At 61.5% G+C, this 21,807-nt stretch carries 17 protein-coding genes; 6 read left to right on the forward strand and 11 right to left on the reverse strand.

Features of this window, described 5'->3' with window-relative positions:
• Positions 1 to 7 precede the first annotated feature (7 nt).
• From mqo to KVG91_RS09050, 8 genes are all read right to left on the reverse strand, one after another.
• Entirely contained in the window at positions 8 to 1,651 is a 1,644-nt protein-coding gene (mqo, locus tag KVG91_RS09015) for a malate dehydrogenase (quinone) (RefSeq protein WP_169377573.1), read from the reverse strand.
• A gap of 28 nt (positions 1,652 to 1,679) precedes the next feature.
• Positions 1,680 to 1,973: a hypothetical protein gene (locus KVG91_RS09020; RefSeq protein ID WP_169377572.1), complete on the reverse strand. Its 294-nt coding sequence runs from the start codon at positions 1,971 to 1,973 to the stop codon at positions 1,680 to 1,682.
• 35 nt (positions 1,974 to 2,008) lie between these two features.
• Positions 2,009 to 3,136: a baeRF3 domain-containing protein gene (locus KVG91_RS09025; protein ID WP_169377571.1), complete on the reverse strand. Its 1,128-nt coding sequence runs from the start codon at positions 3,134 to 3,136 to the stop codon at positions 2,009 to 2,011.
• An 11-nt stretch (positions 3,137 to 3,147) separates the two neighbouring features.
• Positions 3,148 to 3,573, reverse strand: coding sequence for an HPF/RaiA family ribosome-associated protein (locus KVG91_RS09030; RefSeq protein WP_169377570.1), 426 nt, complete (start codon positions 3,571 to 3,573; stop codon positions 3,148 to 3,150).
• Between the two features lie 157 nt (positions 3,574 to 3,730).
• A complete protein-coding gene (locus tag KVG91_RS09035) occupies positions 3,731 to 5,491 on the reverse strand; it encodes an ABC transporter ATP-binding protein (protein WP_169377569.1) in 1,761 nt (586 codons plus the stop codon).
• Positions 5,488 to 6,690, reverse strand: a complete 1,203-nt coding sequence (locus tag KVG91_RS09040) for a glycoside hydrolase family 1 protein (RefSeq protein WP_169377568.1) — start codon at positions 6,688 to 6,690, stop codon at positions 5,488 to 5,490. Before KVG91_RS09040 ends, KVG91_RS09035 begins: the two co-directional genes overlap by 4 nt.
• On the reverse strand, positions 6,687 to 7,880 hold the full coding sequence (glf, locus tag KVG91_RS09045) for a UDP-galactopyranose mutase (protein WP_169377567.1): 1,194 nt from the start codon (positions 7,878 to 7,880) through the stop codon (positions 6,687 to 6,689). Before glf ends, KVG91_RS09040 begins: the two co-directional genes overlap by 4 nt.
• Positions 7,868 to 9,037 carry a glycosyltransferase family 1 protein gene (locus KVG91_RS09050; protein WP_169377566.1) on the reverse strand — a complete coding sequence of 390 codons (1,170 nt, stop codon included), beginning with the start codon at positions 9,035 to 9,037 and terminating at the stop codon, positions 7,868 to 7,870. The genes glf and KVG91_RS09050 overlap by 13 nt, the downstream gene beginning before the upstream one ends.
• A gap of 310 nt (positions 9,038 to 9,347) precedes the next feature.
• Between KVG91_RS09050 and galE the strand changes: the two genes are divergently transcribed.
• From galE to KVG91_RS09065, 3 genes are all read left to right on the forward strand, one after another.
• On the forward strand, positions 9,348 to 10,373 hold the full coding sequence (galE, locus tag KVG91_RS09055) for a UDP-glucose 4-epimerase GalE (RefSeq protein ID WP_169377565.1): 1,026 nt from the start codon (positions 9,348 to 9,350) through the stop codon (positions 10,371 to 10,373).
• Positions 10,374 to 10,840: 467 nt separating this feature from the next.
• Positions 10,841 to 11,866, forward strand: a complete 1,026-nt coding sequence (locus KVG91_RS09060; protein WP_169377564.1) for a hypothetical protein — start codon at positions 10,841 to 10,843, stop codon at positions 11,864 to 11,866.
• A 115-nt stretch (positions 11,867 to 11,981) separates the two neighbouring features.
• Positions 11,982 to 13,415, forward strand: a complete 1,434-nt coding sequence (locus KVG91_RS09065) for an ArnT family glycosyltransferase (RefSeq protein WP_169377563.1) — start codon at positions 11,982 to 11,984, stop codon at positions 13,413 to 13,415.
• Positions 13,416 to 13,430: 15 nt separating this feature from the next.
• Here KVG91_RS09065 and KVG91_RS09070 read toward each other — a convergent pair whose 3' ends face one another.
• Positions 13,431 to 13,919 (reverse strand): TIGR00645 family protein, encoded by a 489-nt coding sequence (locus KVG91_RS09070; RefSeq protein ID WP_005791582.1) that lies wholly within the window; start codon positions 13,917 to 13,919, stop codon positions 13,431 to 13,433.
• Between the two features lie 163 nt (positions 13,920 to 14,082).
• Here KVG91_RS09070 and KVG91_RS09075 point away from each other — a divergent pair, with 163 nt between their 5' ends.
• Entirely contained in the window at positions 14,083 to 15,906 is a 1,824-nt protein-coding gene (locus tag KVG91_RS09075; RefSeq protein WP_178115207.1) for a hypothetical protein, read from the forward strand.
• A 10-nt stretch (positions 15,907 to 15,916) separates the two neighbouring features.
• Here KVG91_RS09075 and KVG91_RS09080 read toward each other — a convergent pair whose 3' ends face one another.
• Both KVG91_RS09080 and KVG91_RS09085 read right to left on the reverse strand, forming a co-directional pair.
• Complete coding sequence (locus KVG91_RS09080; RefSeq protein WP_169377562.1) at positions 15,917 to 16,231, reverse strand: PA4575 family protein; 315 nt, start codon at positions 16,229 to 16,231, stop codon at positions 15,917 to 15,919.
• A 399-nt stretch (positions 16,232 to 16,630) separates the two neighbouring features.
• On the reverse strand, positions 16,631 to 19,069 hold the full coding sequence (locus tag KVG91_RS09085; RefSeq protein ID WP_169377561.1) for a Lon protease family protein: 2,439 nt from the start codon (positions 19,067 to 19,069) through the stop codon (positions 16,631 to 16,633).
• A gap of 265 nt (positions 19,070 to 19,334) precedes the next feature.
• Here KVG91_RS09085 and KVG91_RS09090 point away from each other — a divergent pair, with 265 nt between their 5' ends.
• Positions 19,335 to 19,823, forward strand: a complete 489-nt coding sequence (locus tag KVG91_RS09090) for a DUF3015 domain-containing protein (RefSeq protein ID WP_010206666.1) — start codon at positions 19,335 to 19,337, stop codon at positions 19,821 to 19,823.
• A 90-nt stretch (positions 19,824 to 19,913) separates the two neighbouring features.
• A complete protein-coding gene (locus KVG91_RS09095) occupies positions 19,914 to 21,767 on the forward strand; it encodes an Lnb N-terminal periplasmic domain-containing protein (protein ID WP_169377560.1) in 1,854 nt (617 codons plus the stop codon).
• Positions 21,768 to 21,807 lie beyond the last annotated feature (40 nt).

The following is a 21,807-nucleotide window of genomic DNA, read 5'->3' on the forward strand; positions in this document are numbered from 1 at the left end:
CCCTGGGTCATGGGTTCAGATCCGGGTCAGTATCGACGTGCGGCTGCTTGATCGGGTCGATAGGGGGGTTTGCGCCGGGTTGGCGGTCGATGTCCGGCGGCGGCGTCAGTTGCAGCAGCTCGCTGGTGTAGCGCCATTCTTCCATGACTTTGTCGGGATTATCATTCAAGTGCGTGCCGTAGCTGGGGACGATTTGGCGCAGCTTGTCCTGCCAGGGCGCGCTTGCCAGTTTGTCCTTGAATACCTTCTGCATCAGGTCGAGCATGATGGGCGCCGCGGTCGACGCCCCCGGTGAAGCCCCCAGCAACCCGGCGATGCTGCCGTCTTTCGATGCCACCACTTCGGTGCCCAGCTTGAGCACGCCGCCCTGGTCTTCATCCTTCTTGATGATTTGCACGCGCTGCCCGGCCTGCCATAAGCGCCAGTCTTCCTGTTTGGCGTTGGGGAAATAGGCTTTCAGCGCGTTGAAACGATCATCGTCGGATTGCATCAGTTCGCTGGCCAGGTACTGCACCAAGTCGAACTCCCGCACGCCAACGCGCATCATTGGCCAGATATTGTGCAACGTCATGCTGGCGGCCAGATCGAAGTACGAGCCTTCCTTGAGGAACTTGGTGGAAAACGTCGCAAACGGGCCAAACAGGATCATGCGTTTGCCATCGAGTACCCGGGTGTCCAGGTGCGGCACCGACATCGGCGGCGCGCCCGTGGAGGCAATGCCGTAGGCCTTGGCCATGTGTTGCTCGGCCACCTGCGCATTGTCGGTCACCAGGAACGAACCGCCCACCGGGAAGCCGGCGTAGTCCTTGGCTTCATCGATGCCGGACTTCTGCAGCAACGGCAGCGCTGCGCCGCCCGCGCCGATGAACAGGAATTTCGCATCGGTGGCGCCGGTCGTGCCGTCCTTGAGGTTTTTGTATTCAACGTGCCAGGAGCCATCCTCGTTGCGCGTGATGTCGCGCACTTCCGTCGACAGCTTGAGGGCGAAGTTCTGGCGGGTCTGCAGGTGGCTGACGAACTGGCGGGTGATCTCGCCGAAGTTGACGTCGGTGCCGATCGGCGTCCAGGTCGCGGCGATTTTTTGCGCTGGATCGCGGCCTTCCATCATCAGCGGCACCCATTGCTTGATCTGCTGCGGGTCTTCGGAATATTGCATCGGCCGGAACAGCGGGCTGGCCTGCAGCGCCTCGTAGCGTTTTTTCAGGAAGCGGATGTTGTCGTCGCCCCATACGAAACTCATGTGCGGCGTGGAGTTGATGAACGAGCGAGGGTTTTTGAGCACCCCGGCCTTTACCTGCCAAGCCAGGAACTGCCGGGTGATCTGGAACGCTTCGTTGATTTCCACGGCCTTGGTGATGTCGATCTTGCCGTCTTTTTCCGGGGTGTAGTTCAGCTCGGCGAGCGCCGAGTGGCCGGTGCCGGCATTGTTCCAGCCGTTGGAGCTTTCCTCGGCCACCTTGTCCAGGCGCTCGACCATTTCCATTGACCAGCCCGGCTCCAGTTCGCTGAGCCACACCGCCAGGGTCGAACTCATGATCCCGCCCCCCACCAACATCACATCGACGCGCTTGGTTTCGGCGGCGTACGCGTGCGAGATGCCCAGCGACAGGGCCAGGGCGGTCAGTGCCCCTTTGAGTGTCGGGTTGTTCATGTTGCCTCCAAGACACGGCGGTCGGTTTCTATTTCGGGGGGGACGTCGACTGTGCTGCATCGATGCACAGGTCGATGGCTACGGTGTCGAGTCGATCGCGTTGCTGGACGGCAAGGCTTTGCAGCGTTTTCGCATAGACCGCGTCTGCGGCATCCTTGAGCCGTTGCCATTCCTCCAGGCTGATGATTTCCCGCAGCACCAGCTCATCGGCGCGGTTGATGAGGGTCCGATAAAAGTCGTCAGGCTGGTCCAGGCGGTAGCTGTCGTCCTCGAGCAACAGGTGCCAGGCCCGAATCTCAATCGCCTTTTCGCTCTTTTCCATGGTCGCGCTCCTGCTGAGTAAAAAGCCCGTGCGCCTCAGTAACGCAATACAGCTGCCGCACGGCTGTCGGTGGGCATCGAGCGCTCGGCAGGCACGACCACCACTTCGCCGCCCTGACGGATAACGGCCAGGATCAGCTCGTCCAGCGCAGCGTCTTCCTCGGCGACCTGGGCGCCTGGCTCGCTGCCGTCAGCCTCCACCAGCAACAACGCCACCCGGCCTTCCAGCGTCGCATGCTCGATGTCCACCAGCCGCGAGGCATAGAGCCGCTGCCCCACGGCCACGCCAAATCGATCAAACGCCGTGTTCAGCGAGTCCTCGTAGCGCTTGCTCATCACGGCGGTGCAGGCTTGCGCCAACTCGGCCGGCGACAGCGTGGCGGGGTCGGTACGCACGCCGTCCGCCAGCAGGAAAGGGTTGTGGCTGAGCGCCCTGAACACGGCCTGGTTTTCCGGCAGCGCCACCAGCACCAACGGCAGTTTGCAAACGCGCGAACAGTGCTCGGTGATCGCTTTGTCGACGGCACGGAAGAACCGCTCGCGGTCCAGGTTCACTTCGTCCTGCTTACCGCCGCCGCCGGACTCATGCATCATCGGATCGCCACGTTCCCCCGCGCCGCTGAATCCGTCGGGGTGACCTTGCTGGTTCCGGGGGGTCAGTTCCTCGCCCAAGGCGTCGACCTGGGAGGTGGGAACCGCCTCCGGCAACTCGATTTGCTGCAGCGTCGGCCCGGCCCCCTCATAAACCTGCACGCTGTCCCGCGTCAGGCACAGCGCCTGGTAGCGCTCGGTCATCGGCGCCTGGCGCAGCAACGGCCGGAGGTACGGGTGGCGGTTGACGATGGCGATCTCTTGAACCGGTTGATGCAAGCCCACCACCAGAAAATGCTCAGCGCCGCCAAAGATCGCGATCGAAGGCGGGCAGCTATTCCAGAATTCTGTGTCGGCGACCAAGTCATGAAACGGTGCAAGCAGCGTCTCGGCCTGCGCCTGATCAGCCAGTTGGCCTTCGAGGTCTTTGATGAGGTTCTTCAAGCGAATCGGGTTTTGCGTGCGTTCGGGAAACGTTTGCTGGGCGGGCATGTAGACACTCAGGTTGGTGCGGTCCGCCAGGGCCAGAAGTGTGTCCAGGGTGTCGCGGGTAAAGGTTTGAACGTGGACCATGGGAAGCCTCCTCAGTGTTTGTCCAGATCAGCCTGCCTGGCCAGGAAATCGTCTTCGAGCAACGCATCGATCTGCGCGGGCGATTCTTCCTGGACCGGAGGCGCCGTCAGATGCCCGGTGGATTCGACTTTGGGTGACAAGCGTCCCAGCAAATGCTCGAGCGCATGGTGGATTTTCCGGGCGGCGCCAGCGACGGCCAGCTCCAGGCTTTCCGCCTGATGCGTAACCGACAGCGAACTGTGGCCCTTGGGGCGCACTTCGATCTGGCAACGCTTGTCTTGCGGGCCGGATTTCTGCGCATTCACGTCCCCTACGTGGATTTCCACGCGGGTCAGCACCGAGGTGTAGCGCTCCAGCTCATCCACCACCGTACTGCCCACCCACGCCTGAAGATCGGCGCTGCCTTCAATATGATTACTGTCTACCTGTACCAGCATGGTCAATTCCTCTTCTGTCCTGAAAAGTAGGTTCGCCCCAAGGCGTCAACGGCTATGTAAAGTTCGAACCGAGGCCATTCTCGCCAGTTCGTTCGGCAAACGGCGCAGGCCGATCAACGGCGCACTCCCACTCCCGTGCGCGCCGCAACCCCTGGCATCAGTGGTCCTGGGTCATCCCCTGCATCTGCCAGAGTGTGCGGAAACGTCCCTGGCGGCGGCGCAGTTCATCAGGGGGACCGTCCTGAACCACTTTCCCCTCCTCCAGCACCAGCACCCGGTCGAAGCTGGCGATGGTCGAGAGTCGGTGGGCCACCGCCAGCACGGTCCTGCCGCGCATCAGGTCCATCAGCGCGCATTGGATGATGGCCTCGGAGTCGGAATCCAGTGCAGAGGTCGCCTCGTCGAGGATCAGGATGGGCGCGTTCTTCAGGAATGCCCGCGCCAGCCCCAGGCGCTGTCGTTGCCCGCCGGAAAGGGTCACGCCACGCTCCCCCACCAGTGTGTGATAACCGCCGGGCAGCGCCTGCACAAACTCATCGCAGTAGGCTCGCCGGGCCGCTTCAATAATCTGTTGCTCGGTCGCGCGCGGTTGGCCGTAGCCGATGTTTTCCAGGATGCTGCGATTGAACAGCGCAGGTTCCTGGGGCACCACGGCGATCTGTCGACGCAAGCTGTCCTGGCTGACCGAGCGGATGTCCCGGTCGTCGATCAGGATCACGCCGCTGTGCACGTCGTCCAGGCGTTGCAGCAAGCTGAGCAGTGTGGATTTCCCCGAGCCCGAGGTACCGGCAATCCCGACACTCTGACCCGCCGGAATCTCCAGGAATAAATGGTTGAACACCTGGCGACCGCCGGGGTAGGCATAGCTGACATCCAGCAGCTTGATGCTGCCCCGGGTCGGCGCGAGCTCTTCCGGCGCATCGCTGAGTTCGTGCGGCTGCGCGATGATGCCCAGCGTTTCGGCGATGACGCCCATCTGCTGGCTGGCTTCCACCAGCGCCAGCGCCAGATCGCGCGAGCCATGGAGGATGCGAAACGTCAACGCACTGACCATGACCACATCGCCCGCCGTGACCTGGCCCTGGCGCCACAGCAGGATGGCCCAGCCCAACATGGACCCGGCCATGATGGACAGGCAGATGTCGTGGAGCACGCGCGCCTTTTCCAGATAGATCCAGCTGCGTCGGTGCGCGCCTGCCTCGACGCCAATCTCCCGCTCCAGCCTGACGCGCTCGCGCTCGCGGCCGGAGAACGCTTTGATCGTCCACACATTGGACACCAGGTCGACGATCTCGCCCCCGACCCGCGCCGACTGTGAAGCGAATGCGATATGCCGGTTCCTGCCGCGCACGCCGACCACGGTGATCAACGCGGCCACCAGCACCACGCATGCGATCAGGGCCAGGGCCATTGAGCCGCGCACGGCAAACAACACCACCACCGCGCCGATAAAATCCACGCACGGCGGAACGATGCGCCAGGCCAGGCCACCGTATACCGTGTTGGCCGCGGCACCGGCCGCCGACACTCGATTGGCCAGCGCACCGGCGAAATGCCGGTTGAAATAGCGCATCGGATGCCCGGTCAGGTGATGGAAAAGGTCAACGCGCAGGTCGGCGCAACTGCCCACCACGGTATGACAGCCGACCCAACCGCCCAGCCGCCACAGCAGGTTTTCCAACACGATCAACCCGATGAACAGACTGAACGCATGCCACACCTGGTCGGCCTGCGAGTCGCCGGCCATGGCGTCCACCAGCAGCTTCATGCCGTACTGCACCGCCACCGCGCAGCAGGCCGCGCCGATCACCAGTGACAACATCGCGCTGAAATGCAGCGGGCGTACCTTAACGTAGCGCCATAAAAACGCGCTGGGTGTCGCCGGCAAGGGCTCGTCGCGCAAGCGCTGGAAGATCATGGCCGGCGCCTCTGCGCCCGCCTGCCATCAAGCTCGCGCAAGCATGCCTCGACACGCTCGGGCAGCGCTTGGAGCTGCAGGTGCAACGGGTGAAAAGGCGCGCGTTCGCCCTCTCCGTCGGCGTAGCCGAACACGCCGGTGGGGCAATAACGCCCATCATCCCAGCCGGGGTAATCAAGAAAGGGGTACCAGCAAATGCCCTGCACCGGCACCCCACGCTCCAGCGCCATCAGCACCTGGTCCACGACATAGTTCAACCAGGGCACACGCTCCTGGTCCTCTGCCCCGGTTTCGGAGATCAGCAGTGGCCGCTGGTAGCGCTGGTGCAACTCCTTGAGCATACCGGCGAGCGGGCGGTAATCCGACTCACCCAGCGCAATGCGACCGCCGTGGAAATACCATTGGTTGTGCGGGTAGAAATTCGCACCGATGATATCCAGGTAGTCTTCCTGCCCGCCCAAGCCCGGCCACTGCCGCCCGATCAGCATGTCCCAGGCCTCGAATTGGGCGACCCGGTAACGTTCGGCGTTTTCAATGTCCTCGCTACGCCGCGACTCGGAAACCACGTTGATCAACGGGTCGCACTGCACGAAACGCGCAGCCGGCGCGCGTTCGCGAATCGCTTCGATCGCCGCGATGCTGGCGCGCACCAACTGGTGCTTGAGCTCCTGCCCACGCCCGTGGGCGTTCGGGTTGAAGTAACCGACGTCGCCCCCCGCCCAGCTCCAGAACGAGATCTCGTTGACCGGCGAATAGAACGGAACGCTGATGCCTTCCTCCACCATCAGCGCCGCCACCGCGCCGGCAAAACGCGCGAACCGGTCGACAAACGACGGGCGCCAGACGTCCAGGTCATCCGGATACCCGTAGTGGCAAAGGTCCCAGATCACCTGCACCTGGTGATCGCGCGCGGCCCTGAGCATCGGCAGGAAACTGCTCCAGTCGTAGCGCCCCGGGCTGCGCTCGATCAGGTGCCAACGCAGGCCGTCACGGGCGCAACGCACATTCAGGCCCGCCAGTTGCGCGTAGTCCTTTTGCGCCCAGCGCGCATGCCCGGTGTCGGCCAGCAAGTCCAGGCGCCGGCCATCCTGGCGGCGCTGGCTGGAGCATTCGTAGCCCGCCATCACGAAGCTGTTGAACAGCGCGTGATGACCGCGCTCGCGGGGCTCCAGTCGGCTCTCCTCCGGCAGCGCACTCATATTGCGTCGAGCCCCACTGCGACGCTGGCTTCACTGCTTGCGGCTTCAATATCGCGGTACAACGCAAGCGCCTGGCCCACCACCTGGTCCATGTTGTAGTACTTGTAGGTACCCAGGCGCCCGAGGAAGGTCACGTTCGGCGTCTGCTCCGCGAGGGCCTTGTAACGTTTGTACAACTCGGCGTTCTCGGCCCGCGGAACCGGGTAATAAGGGTCGCCCTCATCGCAGGGAAACTCGCGGGTGATGCTGGTGCAGGGGTGGACCTGACCGGTCAGGTGCTTGTACTCGGTGATGCGCGTGTAGGGCACGTCCGGGTCAGGGTAGTTGACCACCGCCACGGGCTGATAGTGCTCCTGCTCGAGCGTCTGGTGCTCGAACCGCAGCGAACGATAGGGCAAGCGGCCCAGCTGGAAGTCGAAGTACTCGTCAATCGGGCCGCAATAAATCACGTGCTTGAACTTCACTTCATCGCGCACGGCCTTGAAGTCGGTGTCCAGCAGCAGGTCGATTCGGGGGTGGTCGAGCATCTGCTCGAACAGGCGCGTATAGCCATCGCGGGGCATCATCTGGAAGGTGTCGGTGAAATACCGGTCGTCCTCATTGGTGCGCGTGGGCACCCGCGAGGTCACCGACTTGTCCAGCGCGGAAGGGTCCAGGCCCCATTGCTTGCGGGTGTAGCCACGGAAGAATTTCTCGTAGAGCGTGCGCCCGATCTGATTGACCACCACGTCTTCCGACGTGCGAATCGTAGCCACCGGCTCCGCGCGCTCGGCCAGGAACACTTCGGCTTGCTCGGACGTCATCGACAAACCGTACAGCTTGTTGAGCGTGGTGAGATTGATAGGGATCGGCACCAATTGCCCATCGACCTGTGCCAGCACCCGATGCTCATAGGGCCGCCACTGCGTGAAGCGCGACAGGTAGTCGACGATCCGCTGCGCGTTGGTGTGGAAGATGTGCGGCCCGTAGCGGTGCACCAGCACCCCTGCCTCATCCGGGTGATCGTAGGCGTTGCCGGCAATGTGCGGGCGTCGGTCGATCAACAGCACGTTGCGGCCCAGCCCCTGGGCCAGCCGTTCGGCGATGACGCTGCCGGCAAACCCGGCGCCGACGATCAGGTAGTCATAGACGCCGCGCCCGGGTTGGCAGGACGGTCCGGATTTGGCGGTTTCGAGGTTTATCTGAGGCATTCGATCTGCTCCTTCATAAAGCGGCACGTGTTGTCCCAGGACATTCCCTCAAGCGCCGCATCGGCGCGTTGCAGGAAGTCGGGGGTACCTTTGAGGCGCAGCGCGCCTTCGATGGCGCTGACAAACGCCTCGGCGGTGTCGGCAATGAACACGGCGCCGCTTTGGCCGTAGCCATTGACCACATCGCGTATCGGCGTCGAGACCACGGGACAGCCGCCGGCCAGGTACTCCGGGGTTTTGGTGGGGCTGATGAAACGGGTGGACGCGTTGAGCGCAAATGGCATCAGGGCCACGTCCCAGCCGCTCAGGTAAGCCGGCAGATCGGCGTATTGCCGCCCGCCCAGATAATGAATATTGGGCCGCCGCGGCAGCGTTTGAGGGTCGATCTTGACCACCGGCCCGACCAGCACGATCTGCCAGTCGGCACGCAGCGCCGCCACGTGGTCAACCAGCTCGATGTCAAAGCGTTCATCGATCACACCGAAAAAGCCCAGGCGTGGCCGCGCGATCGGCGCCTGGTCGGCGGGGTCCGCCAAGGCGTTTCGCGCCTGCGCAAAATGCGCAATGTCGACGCTGCTCGGCACCGGGTGCGCATTGCCGTGCTGGTGCTGCTTGACCTCCCAGAGGCTGAAACCGCCGGTGAATACCACGTCGGCCCTGTCCATGAGCAGCCGCTCCATGTCCACCAGTTGTGCCGGCGCGCCCTTGAACGCAGACAGCTCATCCATGCAGTCGAACACCGTGACCTGCGCCTGGAGGTGGTCGGTGAATGCCAGGCTCATGGGCGTGAAATACCAGAGCAGAAGATCACCGTGCAGGGCCTCGGAAAGACGCTCATCCAGCAACCGCCGCTGCGCTTGAATCATCGCCTGCTCATCCAGGCCCTCGGGCAGGTGCGGAACCACCACCTGGATGCCCGCCGCCGGGCTCGACGTTTCAAGCCAAGGAGGCTCGCCACCGCCCACGACCGGTTCTTCGAAGAAGATCACGTCGTAGTCTTTCGCCAGGCGCGACATCACATGCTGCGGACGCTGGTAGACAAACCCCCAGCGCAAATGGGACAGGCACACCAGCGTAGGACGGGCCAGGCTGGGGGATTCAACGGGGCTTTGCGCACTCACTTGGGCAAACGGCCCGGGCTGTTCTGCAAGGTTCATATCAACGTCCTTATCAAGCGAAAAGATGACGGCTCATGCATCGAGCCCCTCGGCCATACCGTGTCGATACGGCAAGTGCACGACGGCCCTTATTCAGGCCATTCGGCTCTTGAAGGTTGGAAGCACGGTCGTCGCGGGGCGTTCACAGGAAGATTGAGCGAAGCCGATGAACTGCACATACCGGTCGGTCAACCGGTTTGAACTCCTCGCAAAAAGCGCCCCCTACCTTGAACAGTCAGCGCAGAAACAGCGCTGACCGAACTGAGGAAACAGGCATCGGCCAGATGCCAGGGCGAACGAGGGCGAGCGCATGATCTTGATTACGGGCGGTGCGGGATACATCGGTGCGCACGTCGCATTGGAATGCATGGTGCGAGGCGAAGAAGTGTTGATAGTGGACAATTTGTGCAATAGCCATCGCTCGGCGATCGACCGGATAAGCACCTTGGCCGGAAAGCGGCCCGGGTTCATTTATGGCGACGTGCGCAACCGACGTCTGCTCGACACGTTGCTGCGTGACTACCCCATCGACGCCGTGGTGCATTGCGCCGGCTTGAAAGCCGTCGGCGAAAGCGTGCGTGAGCCGTTGCGCTACTACGACACCAATGTCGGCGGCAGCGTGGTCCTGTGCCAGGCCATGGCGCAGGCCGGCGTGTTCCGGCTGGTGTTCAGTTCATCCGCAACGGTGTACGGGGACTGCACCCGCATGCCGATCAACGAAGCGTGCGCCACCGGGCAACCAACCAACCCGTACGGGATGTCGAAGCTGATGTGTGAAAACGTCATGAAAAGCGTGGCCAGCTCCGACCCGCGCTGGTCAATAGGCCTGCTGCGCTACTTCAACCCGATCGGTGCCCATGCCTCCGGCCTGCTCGGCGAAGCGCCGACCAGCACACCGAACAATCTATTACCCTATTTGCTTCAGGTCGCCAGCGGCGAGCGCCAAGCGTTGTCGGTCTATGGCAACGACTACCCCACCCCGGACGGCACCGGCGTCCGCGATTACATCCACGTCGTGGATTTGGCCCTGGGCCATATCCGCGCGCTCGAAGCGTTGCGCGAACGCCGCGGCGTCAGCATCTGGAACCTGGGCACAGGCCGTGGATACTCGGTACTGGACGTGATCAAGGCCTTTGAAAAAGTGACCGGCGTCCAGATCCCCCTGAACTTCGAAGCACGTCGCCCAGGCGATATAGCCTGCTGCTGGGCCGACCCGAAAAAGTCCATCGACGAGCTGGACTGGCAAGCGCGCTATTCATTGGAGCGGATGCTCGCCGATGCGTGGCGCTGGCAATGCAACCAGCGCGAGCAGGAGGTGGTTCGGCAGGCGAATTGAAGCGCGCGCATTGGCGGGGACATTGATGGTTGATTCGGGTCAACCCGAGTCATCTGCTGGAGCAGAAGAAGATGCCTGAGGGCGTCTTCTTCTGTGCTCGAAGCGCGTGGGGCTGGGCTTCTGATGCAGACTACTGCCACTTACATCGGCCGACGGAAAATTCCTGCACGTTGGTGTGCCTTAGATGAACTGGCGCGAAGTGAATAGCTCGAATACGCTTCGAACGACTGCTCGTCTGACCATAGTTGAACGCAACTATTTGAGCGCCCACATCAGAGCTGATAAGAGGAGGCGCCGCATTCAACGTGCCGTGGCGGTTTTCTGCCCCAGGAAAACTTGACCAGATAAAAATTTAGCCCCCTGCACATCGACTAAACCCTTCGAAGCAAAACAATCCCTATCTGGAATCCCCCCGCACTTCCCATTACCCTGATCCCCTCTATCAGACAATCGGAAGTCCGATACCCGTGCTCAAGCCACTTGCTGTCCTCGCATTCGCCTGCGCCCCACTGCTTGCAAACGCCGCCGACCTGGCCGGTGTCTGGAGGGGGACCCTGGGCAAATCCGCGATCACCGCCTGTTTCAACGGCGCCCATGGGTCCAATGGCAGTTATTACTACCAGCGCATTCTTACGCCCATCCAGTTGACACAGGCCAACGCCAGCGAGCCGTGGGCCGAAGAAGGGCAAACCGGTTTCTGGCAGTTGGACGACCCTCAGGGTGACACGTTGACCGGTACCTGGAGCAAAACCCTGGGCGGTAAAAGCCTGGCGCTCAGGCTCAAACGCGCTGACACCGACGGCTGCGCAAGCGACGCCTACAACAACGCGCTTGAAGCGGCGCCGCCTGCGGTTAAGGTGGAGAAGAAGACGTTCGGCGAACATGCCTATCAAGTGAAAACCCAGGGCGGCCAGGTCATTTTGCAACTCGAGGGTGACGGCGCAGCCATCGATGAGATCAACCGAGACCTGGCGCGCATGGCCATCAATCCTGACGGGCAGGCCGAGTTCTACACAGAACGGCGCAACGCCCTGGAGCAGAGCGGCGGCACCACCACGAGCGAGATCACGGTCGAGCCTTTCTATTGGTCCTCGCACTGGATCACCGTGCGCTTCTACCGCTGGTCGGCAGGTTACGGACGCGGCGGCATCAGTTGGGGGCTGCACAGCTGGAACCTGCGAACCGGCGAACGCGTCGACCCGTGGACATGGCTGGGTGGCCTGCAGGAATGGGACAGCCCCTACTCCGGCCAGGTCAAACTGCCCGCCGTCTTCAGTACATGGCTGGCCAAGCAGACCACCGCCGACGAAGGGTGCCCGGCCATCACCAGCTATTCGACGTTCGACCTGAGTTTCAACACCCAGGGCCTGCAACTCTCGACACCCGCCCAGGGCGACGGTTGTGACAACGAACTGAGCTTTACCTGGGAAGAACTGGAGCCGGTGCTGACGACGCAGGGTAAAGAGGCGGTGCCCAGCTTGAGAATGCCGTGACCAGCCTCTAAAAAATTGCCGATTCGTTCACGAAATGTTCAGAAGCACAGACAGATACTAGCCAACTGCAATGACCGTCACCCCGGACGGTCCTCCTGCCTTGGTAGCCCCACCCATGACGCGTCCCGCTCCTCTGCTGCTGCTGCTTGCTGGCCTGCTGTTCTTTTTCGCCCTGGGTAACCACGAGTTGCAAGGCTCCACCGAAGCCCGCGTCGCCGGAATCGCCATGGCCATGCACCTGGACAACAACTGGGTGGTGCCCCAGTTGTTTCGTGAGCCCTTCCTGGAAAAACCGCCCTTGAGCCTGTGGATCGACGCCGGGGCCATTCGCCTGTTTGGCGGCACCACCTGGGCCGTGCGCCTGGCCTCGGCGTTTGCCGGCTTGTTCAGCGTGATGCTGCTGTACGCCATGCTGCGACGGTTTGGACGCCCGCAAACGCTGGCGTTCAGCGCGGCATTGATCCTGGCGACCATGGCCAGCTACTGGAGCAACGTGCGCGGTGTGGGTGAGGACTCGTTGCTCACACTGGGCGTGACCGCCGCGCTGCTGGCGTTCTACCAGGCTGTACGACCCGATCGCGAAGGCTCCAGCGCAGGCGCGTGGGCGCTGTTTACCGCCGGGATGGCGATCGCCACCCTGAGCAAAGGGGTGCTGGGGCTGGCGATGCCTGGCATTGTGATTTTTGTGTACCTGGCCAGTACCAGCCTGATGGACAAGCGCGTGCAACTTGACGCCTGGCTCAAGCCTGCGCTGTTCACCCTGTTGGCATTGGTGCCACTGGTGATCTGGCTGGGCTTGCTGTTCCAACGCGGCGGCATGCAGGCGGTAGCCGAAGTATTGTTGACCAACAGCGTCGGCCGGTTCAGCGGTTCGTTCGTCGAAGCGGGCCATTACGAGCCGTTCTATTACTACATCGCCAAGCTGCCGGAGGCCTTTCTGCCTTGGAACATCCTTGTGTATCTGGGTCTCTGGCACTTTCGAAAAAGCCTGGTGCGCAACCGCTACCGCCTGTTCTTCAGTGTTTGGCTGGTGGCGCAATTCACCCTGCTAAGCCTGGCATCGAGCAAGCGCACGGTGTACCTGATGGCACTGACACCGGCCGCCGCCGTATTGGCTGCGGAATTTGCGCGGGTGTTGCTGGGTTGGTTGCAAGCTCGCCAACCCGCGTTGCACAAACATCAAAAATCCCTGGTAGGCGCTGTGTTCACCCTGGCCGTGGGTTGCTACCTGAGCGCGGTGTTCTGGTTCGCGCCCAAGGCGGATGCGCGCCAGTCGTTCATACCGGTGATCAGCCAGGTTCAGGCGTTGAGGGACGACGGCAAGGAAGTGGTGCTGTTCCAGCCCAACGAGCGCATCGCCGGGGCCAGTGTGTTTTACCTGCGGGCCTATCTGCCGATCCTGCAGACCGAGGCCCAGTTGCACGATTACCTCGCCGCCAAGCCCGGCAACATTGCGTTGCTGGACCATACCAACGGCTTGAGCACACCGATGAAAGTGCTCAAGGAAATCTCGATCAACCGCCAGCCTTACTATTTTGTGGCGCAGTAAGGCCGGCGCCGGGTATCAGTGCTTGGTGAGCTTGTCCAGGTAGCCCATGGCAAAGGCTGAAACCACGAAGGTCATGTGGATGATCACGTACCACATCAGGTGCTGGGGATCGACGTTCTTGGCGTCCATGAAAATGCGCAGCAGGTGGATCGACGAAATGGCCACGATGGAGGCCGCGACCTTCATCTTCAGCGATGAAGAATCCATGGTGCCGAGCCAATTGAGCTTTTCTTTGTTTTCATCGATATCCAGCTGCGAAACGAAGTTTTCGTAGCCGGATATCATCACCATGACCAACAGGCCACCGACCAGTGCCATGTCGATGAGCGACAGCAGCAGCAGGATCACCTCGGCTTCCAGCATGGTGAAAATGTTGGGAATCACGTGAATGATTTCCTGGAAGAACTTCAACGCCAGGATCAGCAAGCCCAGGGACAGCCCGAGATAGATCGGCGCCAGCAGCCAGCGTGAGGCGTACATAGTGTTTTCGATAAAGCGTTCCATGGGATCTCACACAGCTTGGCTAGAAATGACGGCGAGTATACCAGCCGCTACAAGCCACCTGTAACCACGAGAAAACTGACCTGGGCGGCATCTGTAAGAGAATTTTTCTGCTAGTGTCGAGCCCAATAACTCGGCTCGATGACGTCGGACAGGAAAAACTCAGATGATGGATGTGCGATTCCCTTTGGCCAGTATCGGCCTGTGCGCGGCATTGCTGGCGGCCGGCGGGTGCTCCCCCAGCGACGAGCAGAAGCAGGCTACCCTCGAAGAGAAAACCGCAACGTTCGAACAGTCCCTCGACGGCATCCAGGACCCCAAGCTGCGCGACGCCATCGCCGACCTTGGCGGTTCGCTGCTGTTACTGGAGCGGGCACGGAACAAGCTCGCCAGCAAGCCCATCGAAACCGAATACGGCGAAGACTCCCTGGCCCTGCTCAAGCATTACCCCACGCCCCAGGCACTGGTGGATACTTACATCAATGGCCTGTTTGTGCTGCGCAAGACCTCACACTCCGATTATCTGACGGATCTGCAGCCAGTCTTCCCCTTCAATTTTGGGATGCCCGACTCATTTCCTTTCCCCCATGGCCTGGAATGGCAGTCGGTGACCTTGAGCAACAACAAAGTCATCCCCTTCCAGCTGGAATGGTCGGAAACCGATCCTGGCATCCAACTGAGCCCCAGCAGTTCCAACCTGACCAACCCCGACGACCTGACGGTGACCTACCCGTTCTTCGACGGCATCGAGACGGAAAACAAGAGCCAGCCGCAGCCGGTCAGCCTCAAAGGCACGGTTGAAGTGGTTGCGCCGGGCAATGTGCTGACATTCGAACTATCGAAACAGGACGTGGGCCACAAGCGCACCGAAGGCAATATCACCCTTACCCTGGTGCATCTGGAAAAAAACTACGCCGAAATCGAGATGACCAACAGCCGGCCACTGGCGCCGCAAGTGGGCGACGAGTCGCCTAACCCGCTGCTGGTACAGGCGCGCGACAGCACTGGGCAATTTCTCACACGCTCGGGTTCGATCAACGAAAGCAGCGCACAGGTGGCGTTCTACGAGAAACAGCTGGCGCAGATGCAAAAGCAGAACGCATGGTCGGATGCGTTCGAAAAACAACTGGCCGAACAACAGAAAGCCTTTGAACACCAGCAGAGCAGCCATTATGCCAAGGTGTATTTCAACGGGCTGGTCGACAACCTGCAGGTCAACGTGCTGGATTTTTCCACCGCTACGCTGACCCGCAAAGACCTCGACCTGCCGGTGCTGCGCTTTGACAAGAACAGCTTGCAGCAAACCGTGCAGACGTTGCCGATGCCGGTCACCGTCTACGACGACGGCGCCGCCAGTTGGCTCAAAGGCGCGAGCATGACCGAAGAGCAGCTGAAAAACAGCGTCACTATCAGCCAGTCGGTCGAAGATGCCAGCGCCGCGCACATCGTGTTCGATCACCCGTTTACCTTCAACGACGACCTGGTGGGCAGCGAGCGCAACAGCAGCGAGTCACCGGTGACCTTCTTCACCGCCGACGAAAAAGGCGAACGCGGCGAGCCGATCGAGCTGCCGACCGAAGCCTTCGAACTCAACCCGACGCGTGGCACCCTCACCTACGACCTGAACCTGTTTCCGGAAGACCCGGCCTTTGTGGTGGGCTCGATTCCGCTGTTCCTGGCGACCATCGAAAAAGGCGAAATAGACGTGGCCAAGCTGCCCAAGGGGCTATCGCTCAAGGACAATGCGCTGATCGTCGACCAGAAGGCGTTCCCCGCCGACAGCTGGCGTTTCTACGCCAAAGACGCCAGCGGCAATTACCTCAAGGAGATACTCGGGGTCAGCCACCGTGCCGAGGAGTACGGCACGGCGATGTTTGACGTGCATTACTTCTACGGCCAGCCGACCGTGCTGGAAAGTTACCAGCGCACCGACCTGAGCACCGTGCAATACGGCTTCGAGGTCAAGCTGGACAAGCCTGAGAGCAAATAAACGACGGCTATTAGGCCAGCTGTTCGTGCCTACCGTTGAGCTGGCGCAGATAGGCCTGAAGGTGCAGGCACCAGATCGGCGTGTCGCCCGCCACCTCATAGCCGTACAAGGTCAGGTTGTCCACGATGGCTTCCAGCATGCCTTGCGCCACGGCTGGCCCGGCAAACGGGCCTTCGGACTTGATGGTGGTAGGCTGTTCGCCACTCATCCCTGCGGCAAACAATAACGTCCACAGGCCGTTATCCCCCGCAAGAGGGCGAATGGAACATTCGATACGGGTGACCAGGCCAAAGCACTGGCGGGTGAGGCAAAGGTTGCGCGGCATGGCGGCGACCCTCGGCAGATCGGTGTTCAGCCTCGACCTGAGGCGAGGCTGTTTCTATCCAGCGACTCCTGTGGATATCCCTGAATCAAGAATAGAAGAAAGCCACAACAAACCAAGGTTGTAGGGACCAACGGGCGTTGGCTCCTCAGGCTGGAGTCAATTTAGTGACGAGCCTTGCAAGCGATCCAACCACACCGCAGGCGTATCTGTAGTGAGCGGGCTTGTCCCGCGCTGGGTGGCGGAGCCGCCCCAATAAAGACACCGCCGAGTTCCAGATTGGACCGGGTCGCCTGGTTTGGGGCGGCTTCGCCACCCAGCGCGGGACAAGCCCGCTCACTACAAAGATGGCTATCGCAGGCAAGCCCGCTCCCACACTTGGATGGCGTCACGGCAAAACAATCAGCTCGGCTTGGCTTCCGCCAACGCCTGCAGCGCCAACTCTTTCTCCGCCTCCTTCAAGTCTTCCTCACTGATCATCTCGGCAATCGCCCGCAACCGCTCTACCACGCGCGCATTCACCGAGCCTTCGGGGAATTGCCCTTCGGCATCCGGCTCACCGGCAGGTTCGCCCACCAGCAGGCTCAAGGCCTCGTCGGCCTGGCGCACGGCATAGATATGGAACTGTCCGGCGCGCACGGCCTGCAGGACTTTCTCATCGAGCATCAGCGTGGCGACGTTGGCCTGGGGAATGATCGCCCCCTGCTCCCCGGTCAAACCGCGTGCTTCGCAGAGACGGAAGAAGCCTTCGATCTTCTCGTTGACCCCGCCCACCGCCTGCACTTCGCCAAACTGGTTGATCGAGCCGGTAATGGCAAAACACTGCTTGAGCGGCGTCTTCGACAGGGCCGAGATCAAGGTGCACGCCTCGCCCAGCGACGCACTGTCGCCGTCCACATAACCGTAGGACTGCTCCAGCGCGATACTCGCCGAGATCGCCAGCGGGAATTCCTGGGCATAGCGGCTGCCCAGGTAACCGGTGAGGATCATTACGCCCTTGGAGTGGATGGGCTGGCCAAGGTTGACCTCGCGCTCGATGTCGACAATGCCGCTGCCGCCCGGGTACACCGTGGCGGAAATCCGCGCCGGCACGCCAAAGGCCGAGTCGCCCACCTCCAGCACCGTCAGGCCGTTGCACTTGCCCACTGCCGCGCCCGCGGTGTCGATCAGGATGACCCCGGCGAGCATGTCGTCGAGAATCCGCGCCGAGACTCGCCCGGTGCGCGTGGCCTTGGCCTTGAGCGCGCGCTCGATGTGGCCGGCGTCGGTCATTTCGTCTCCCGCCAGGTGGCGAATGAAGTCCGCCTCGCTCACCAACTGGAACAAGTCGCCAATGCGCGCCGACAAACGCCCCTGGTGCTCGGCCAACCGCGCGCTGTAAGTGGCCAACCGCGCCACCGCATCCGAGGTCAGCGGTGCCATGCCCTCTTCCGAGGTGCGGGTTTTGAGCAGCTGGGCAAACTGCTCCAGGCTTTCGTCCACCATTGGGATGTCTTCGTCGAAATCCACCAGCACCCGGAACATCTCCTGGAAGTCCGGATCGGCATCCTGCAGCGCGTAGTACAACTGGCGCGAGCCGATGATGATCACCTTGACCTGCAACGGGATCATTTGCGGGTTGAGGGTCACGGTGGCCAGGCGGCCCAGCTCGCCCAGCGGTGATTCCATCTTCAGCTTGCGCGATTGCAGGGCACGCTTGAGCGCGTCCCATACAAACGGCTCGCTGAGCATTTTCTCGGCTTCAAGAATCAGGAAACCGCCGTTGGCACGGTGCAAGGCGCCAGGACGCAACTGGCGATAGGTGGTGTAGAGCGCGCCCTGGTCGGTGCTGTATTCAATACGGCCGAACAGGTTGTCGTAGGTCGGGTGCGGTTCAAACACCACCGGTGCGCCGCCGTTGACCGAATGGCCCACCACCAGGCTGGGGCAGTATTGCTCTTCGAGCAGCTTGCGCGCCTGGGCGTCGGTCTTGGCATCGTCGACCAATTGCTCGACCACCGTCTTGAGCAAGTACACCTGCATGGCTTGCAGGTAACCGCAGACGGCGGCGTTTTCCGCGTACTTTTCCGACAGCGGCGCGAGCAACGGCTGCAGGGCCAGGGTGATGGTTTCTTCGTTGAACTGACGCAGTTGGTTGTTGGACTCACGCTTCCATTGCGGCAGGCTGGCCAGTTCTTCGTTGAGGCGCTCTTCCAGTTCGGAAATATTGGTGTGGAAACGCTCGCGATCGGCTTCCGGCAACTGCGAGAACTCGGCCTCGTCCAGCGCCTTGCCGTCGAGCATCGGGGTAAACGCGATATTGCTGCTGTCGCGGTAAAGCGCCACGTCTTTTTCCAGGGCCAGGCGCTCGATCACATCCAGGGCCTTGTCGTAGCGCTGGTTGAAAGCGCGATCGATGGCGCTCTTGCGCTGCTGGTAGGTGGGATGTTCGAAGGCCGCCGGGAAGGTGGCCACCAGGTTGTCGATCAGGCCATTGATATCGGCGATGAATGCCGCCGCCGCACCGCCCGGCAATTCCAGGGCGCGGGGTTCGCGTGGCTCGTCGAAATTGTTGACGTAGACCCAGTCAGCCGGGGTCTGCAGGCGCTTGCCTTCGGCCTTCAGGTAGCGTTTGACGAACGAAAAGCGGCCGGTACCGGGCTCACCCATGACAAACACGTTGTAACCGGGGCGTGGCATGGCCACACCGAACTGCAAGGCTTCAACCGCACGTTCCTGGCCAAGCACACCGCGAAAGGGTTCCAGATCATTGGTGGTCGAGAAGCTGAACTGTTCAGCGGAGAAAGGGCGAGTCAGCGCTTCGGGCGCTAGACGCAAGCTGGCAGCAACAGGATCAGGCATCGGGCTTCCTTACATCAGGCGGGGCAGATGAGGCATTCTGGCTCCCGGTTACGCGCTCTGGCAAGGCGCGCTTTCGGGAAAGCATAGACGTGGGAGGCGTCCTGCAAAAATATCGTGACTTCGTCAATTGTTTTATAAAAAATCACGGAACCCTTGGAACGTGCCTAAACTCCAAACTGCGCGGGTTGGACTAATAACCGATCCCTAGGGCGCTATGAAGTGCCTGAACCCTTGTCCATTGGTTGCACACAAAGAGAACAAAGCTATGAAACGGATCCTTCTCGGTACTCTTTTCACCGTCGTCTCCCTCAATGCAATGGCAGAAGCACCAGGTGGCCCGAACTGCGGTTGGGGCAACATGTTGTTCGAAGGCCAGCGCGGCACTCCCGCTCACTTCCTGGCGTCCACCACCAACGGTACCTCGGGCAACGCCACCTTCGGCATGACCTCGGGCACCAACGGTTGCAGCACCAACAGCGCGCTGTCCTACGGCGGCAAGTCCTGGATTGCCATGAATGGCATGATGAACGAGCTGTCCGAAGACATGGCCAAGGGTAATGGCGAAGCGCTGACCACGTACGCCGTGGTACTGGGCGTTGCACCGGAAGACCGCGAGCACTTCGCAGCCGTGACTCATGAACATTTCCAGCAAATCTTCAGCAAGGCCGACGTGACCGCTGACGATGTGCACAACAACACCATTGCCGTACTGAAAAGTGATGCCCGTCTGGCGAAATACGCTACCCAGGCTTAAGCTCGACCCGCCCGCGCCTAACAGGGCGCGGGCTCTTTTTTGGGCCCGCCTTCCCTTTGGGTCTCTATTTTTCCGACTTAAGTTGCCCCTATGCTCAAACGCTTTGCCTGGATGGCACTCTTGGCCTGCGCCCCGCTGTACGCGGCACCGCAGATTGACGATCAACGTTTGCAGCACCTGGCCAATGATCCGTTCTGGCTATCTCTGGGCCATTACGAAGCCGGTAAAATCAGTGGCTGGCGCAGCTATGTCAGCGACAAAAAGTTTTTCCTCGCCGCCGATGGCGCCCACCATCCCGACGCCGAACTCAAGGCCACCGTTGATGCGCTCTACGCACCGGCCAGCCTTGGCGAAAAGCACGCCCAATGCGTTTATCCCGCACGTACCCGCTGGCTCAAGGATCAGCTGCACCTCACTGACCTGCCGGCCGTGGACTGCACAGAATTCAAGCAATGGTTCAAGGACGTCGCACCCCACAGCGCGGTGATGATCTTCCCGGCGGCCTACCTTAACAGCCCGTCCTCGATGTTCGGCCACACCCTGCTGCGCATCGACCAGGCCGACGTACAGAGCAACAACACCGCCCTGCTCAGCTACGCGATCAACTTCGGCGCCTATATCGAGGGCTCCGACAACAGCATCCTCTACGCCTGGAAAGGCCTGATGGGCGGTTATCCCGGGCTGTTCGCCCTGGTGCCCTACCAGGAAAAACTCTCCGAGTACCGTAGCCTCGAAAACCGCGACCTGTGGGAATACCGCCTGAACCTGACCGAAGTCGAGACCAAACGCATGGTCGAGCACGTGTGGGAGCTCAAGCAGATCCAGTTCGACTACTTTTTCTTCGACGAAAACTGCTCCTATCGCCTGCTCGAACTGCTGCAAGTGGCGCGCCCCGGCCTGCGCCTGACCGAACAGTTCCCACTCACCGCCATCCCGACCGACACGGTCAAGGCCGTGAAAGAGGCAGGTCTTGTAGAAAAGATCGATTACCGGCCGTCCCGTGAGCGCGAGCTGCTCGAGCGCGCCAAACCGTTGGACGGCGATGAGCAACAATGGGTGCTCAACGTCAGCGACGACCAGAAACAATTGCAGGACCCAGCTTTCAAAGCGTTGCCCCGCGAGCGCCAGGCCCTGATCATCGACGCCGCCTATCGCCTGGGCCGCTACCGCGCCAATGGCCTGGAACGCGACACCGCACGCTCCCAGCGCAGCTTCGAACTGCTGCGCGCGATCAACCAGAACCCCGCGCCCGACCTGAAGATCACGCCCCCTGGCCTGCCGGAAAACGGCCATGAATCGCGCACCTGGCAAGCCGGCCTCGGCACCCGTGGCGACAAGGCATTCGGTGAATACGGCCTGCGCATGGCCTACCACGACCTCAACGACAACGCCGAAGGCTTCCCCCTCGGCGCGCAGATCGAAATCCTGCAAATGAAACTGCGCCAGTACGAAGGCAACCACTGGCAATTGCAGCAACTGGACCTTGCCACCATCCGCTCCCTGACCCCGCGCAACGCCCTGTTGCAGCCGTGGTCATGGCAAGTCACCGGCGGCCTGGAGCGGGTACCCGGCAAACACGATGACGAAACCCTGGTCGCCCACGTCAACGGCGGCGCCGGCGGCACTTGGCAACTGCGCGACGACATGCTCGGCTTCGCCCTCGGCACCGTGCGCGTGGAACACAACAATGATTTCAACGAAGTCATCTCCCCTGCGGCCGGGTTTAACACCGGTGTGCTGTGGAAGAATCCGCTGGGGAATCTGAGCCTGGAAGCCAAGGGTGATTTCTTCACCAATGGTGAAGTACGGCGCAGCATCAGCCTGAACCAGCAATGGGAACTGTCACGCAACCTGGGCCTGCGCCTGAGCGCGCAGCGCGAGTACAGCCACCTGTCGACGCCGGTGAATGAAGTGATGCTTGAGGTGAAGTGGTATCACTACTGATTCAAGCCTGCCAAAAAATCAAAATGGAGTTCCAACCAAC

The sequence above is a fragment of the Pseudomonas azadiae genome (assembly GCF_019145355.1).
GTDB lineage: Bacteria > Pseudomonadota > Gammaproteobacteria > Pseudomonadales > Pseudomonadaceae > Aquipseudomonas > Aquipseudomonas azadiae.

Excerpts from the sequence above, each read along its gene's own strand:
- mqo (WP_169377573.1), bottom strand. The coding sequence starts at position 1,651 with ATGAACAACCCGACACTCAAAGGGGCACTGACCGCCCTGGCCCTGTCG.
- KVG91_RS09020 (WP_169377572.1), bottom strand. The coding sequence starts at position 1,973 with ATGGAAAAGAGCGAAAAGGCGATTGAGATTCGGGCCTGGCACCTGTTG.
- KVG91_RS09025 (WP_169377571.1), bottom strand. The coding sequence starts at position 3,136 with ATGGTCCACGTTCAAACCTTTACCCGCGACACCCTGGACACACTTCTG.
- KVG91_RS09030 (WP_169377570.1), bottom strand. The coding sequence starts at position 3,573 with ATGCTGGTACAGGTAGACAGTAATCATATTGAAGGCAGCGCCGATCTT.
- KVG91_RS09035 (WP_169377569.1), bottom strand. The coding sequence starts at position 5,491 with ATGATCTTCCAGCGCTTGCGCGACGAGCCCTTGCCGGCGACACCCAGC.
- KVG91_RS09040 (WP_169377568.1), bottom strand. The coding sequence starts at position 6,690 with ATGAGTGCGCTGCCGGAGGAGAGCCGACTGGAGCCCCGCGAGCGCGGT.
- glf (WP_169377567.1), bottom strand. The coding sequence starts at position 7,880 with ATGCCTCAGATAAACCTCGAAACCGCCAAATCCGGACCGTCCTGCCAA.
- KVG91_RS09050 (WP_169377566.1), bottom strand. The coding sequence starts at position 9,037 with ATGAACCTTGCAGAACAGCCCGGGCCGTTTGCCCAAGTGAGTGCGCAA.
- galE (WP_169377565.1), top strand. The coding sequence starts at position 9,348 with ATGATCTTGATTACGGGCGGTGCGGGATACATCGGTGCGCACGTCGCA.
- KVG91_RS09065 (WP_169377563.1), top strand. The coding sequence starts at position 11,982 with ATGACGCGTCCCGCTCCTCTGCTGCTGCTGCTTGCTGGCCTGCTGTTC.
- KVG91_RS09070 (WP_005791582.1), bottom strand. The coding sequence starts at position 13,919 with ATGGAACGCTTTATCGAAAACACTATGTACGCCTCACGCTGGCTGCTG.
- KVG91_RS09075 (WP_178115207.1), top strand. The coding sequence starts at position 14,083 with ATGATGGATGTGCGATTCCCTTTGGCCAGTATCGGCCTGTGCGCGGCA.
- KVG91_RS09080 (WP_169377562.1), bottom strand. The coding sequence starts at position 16,231 with ATGCCGCGCAACCTTTGCCTCACCCGCCAGTGCTTTGGCCTGGTCACC.
- KVG91_RS09085 (WP_169377561.1), bottom strand. The coding sequence starts at position 19,069 with ATGCCTGATCCTGTTGCTGCCAGCTTGCGTCTAGCGCCCGAAGCGCTG.
- KVG91_RS09090 (WP_010206666.1), top strand. The coding sequence starts at position 19,335 with ATGAAACGGATCCTTCTCGGTACTCTTTTCACCGTCGTCTCCCTCAAT.
- KVG91_RS09095 (WP_169377560.1), top strand. The coding sequence starts at position 19,914 with ATGCTCAAACGCTTTGCCTGGATGGCACTCTTGGCCTGCGCCCCGCTG.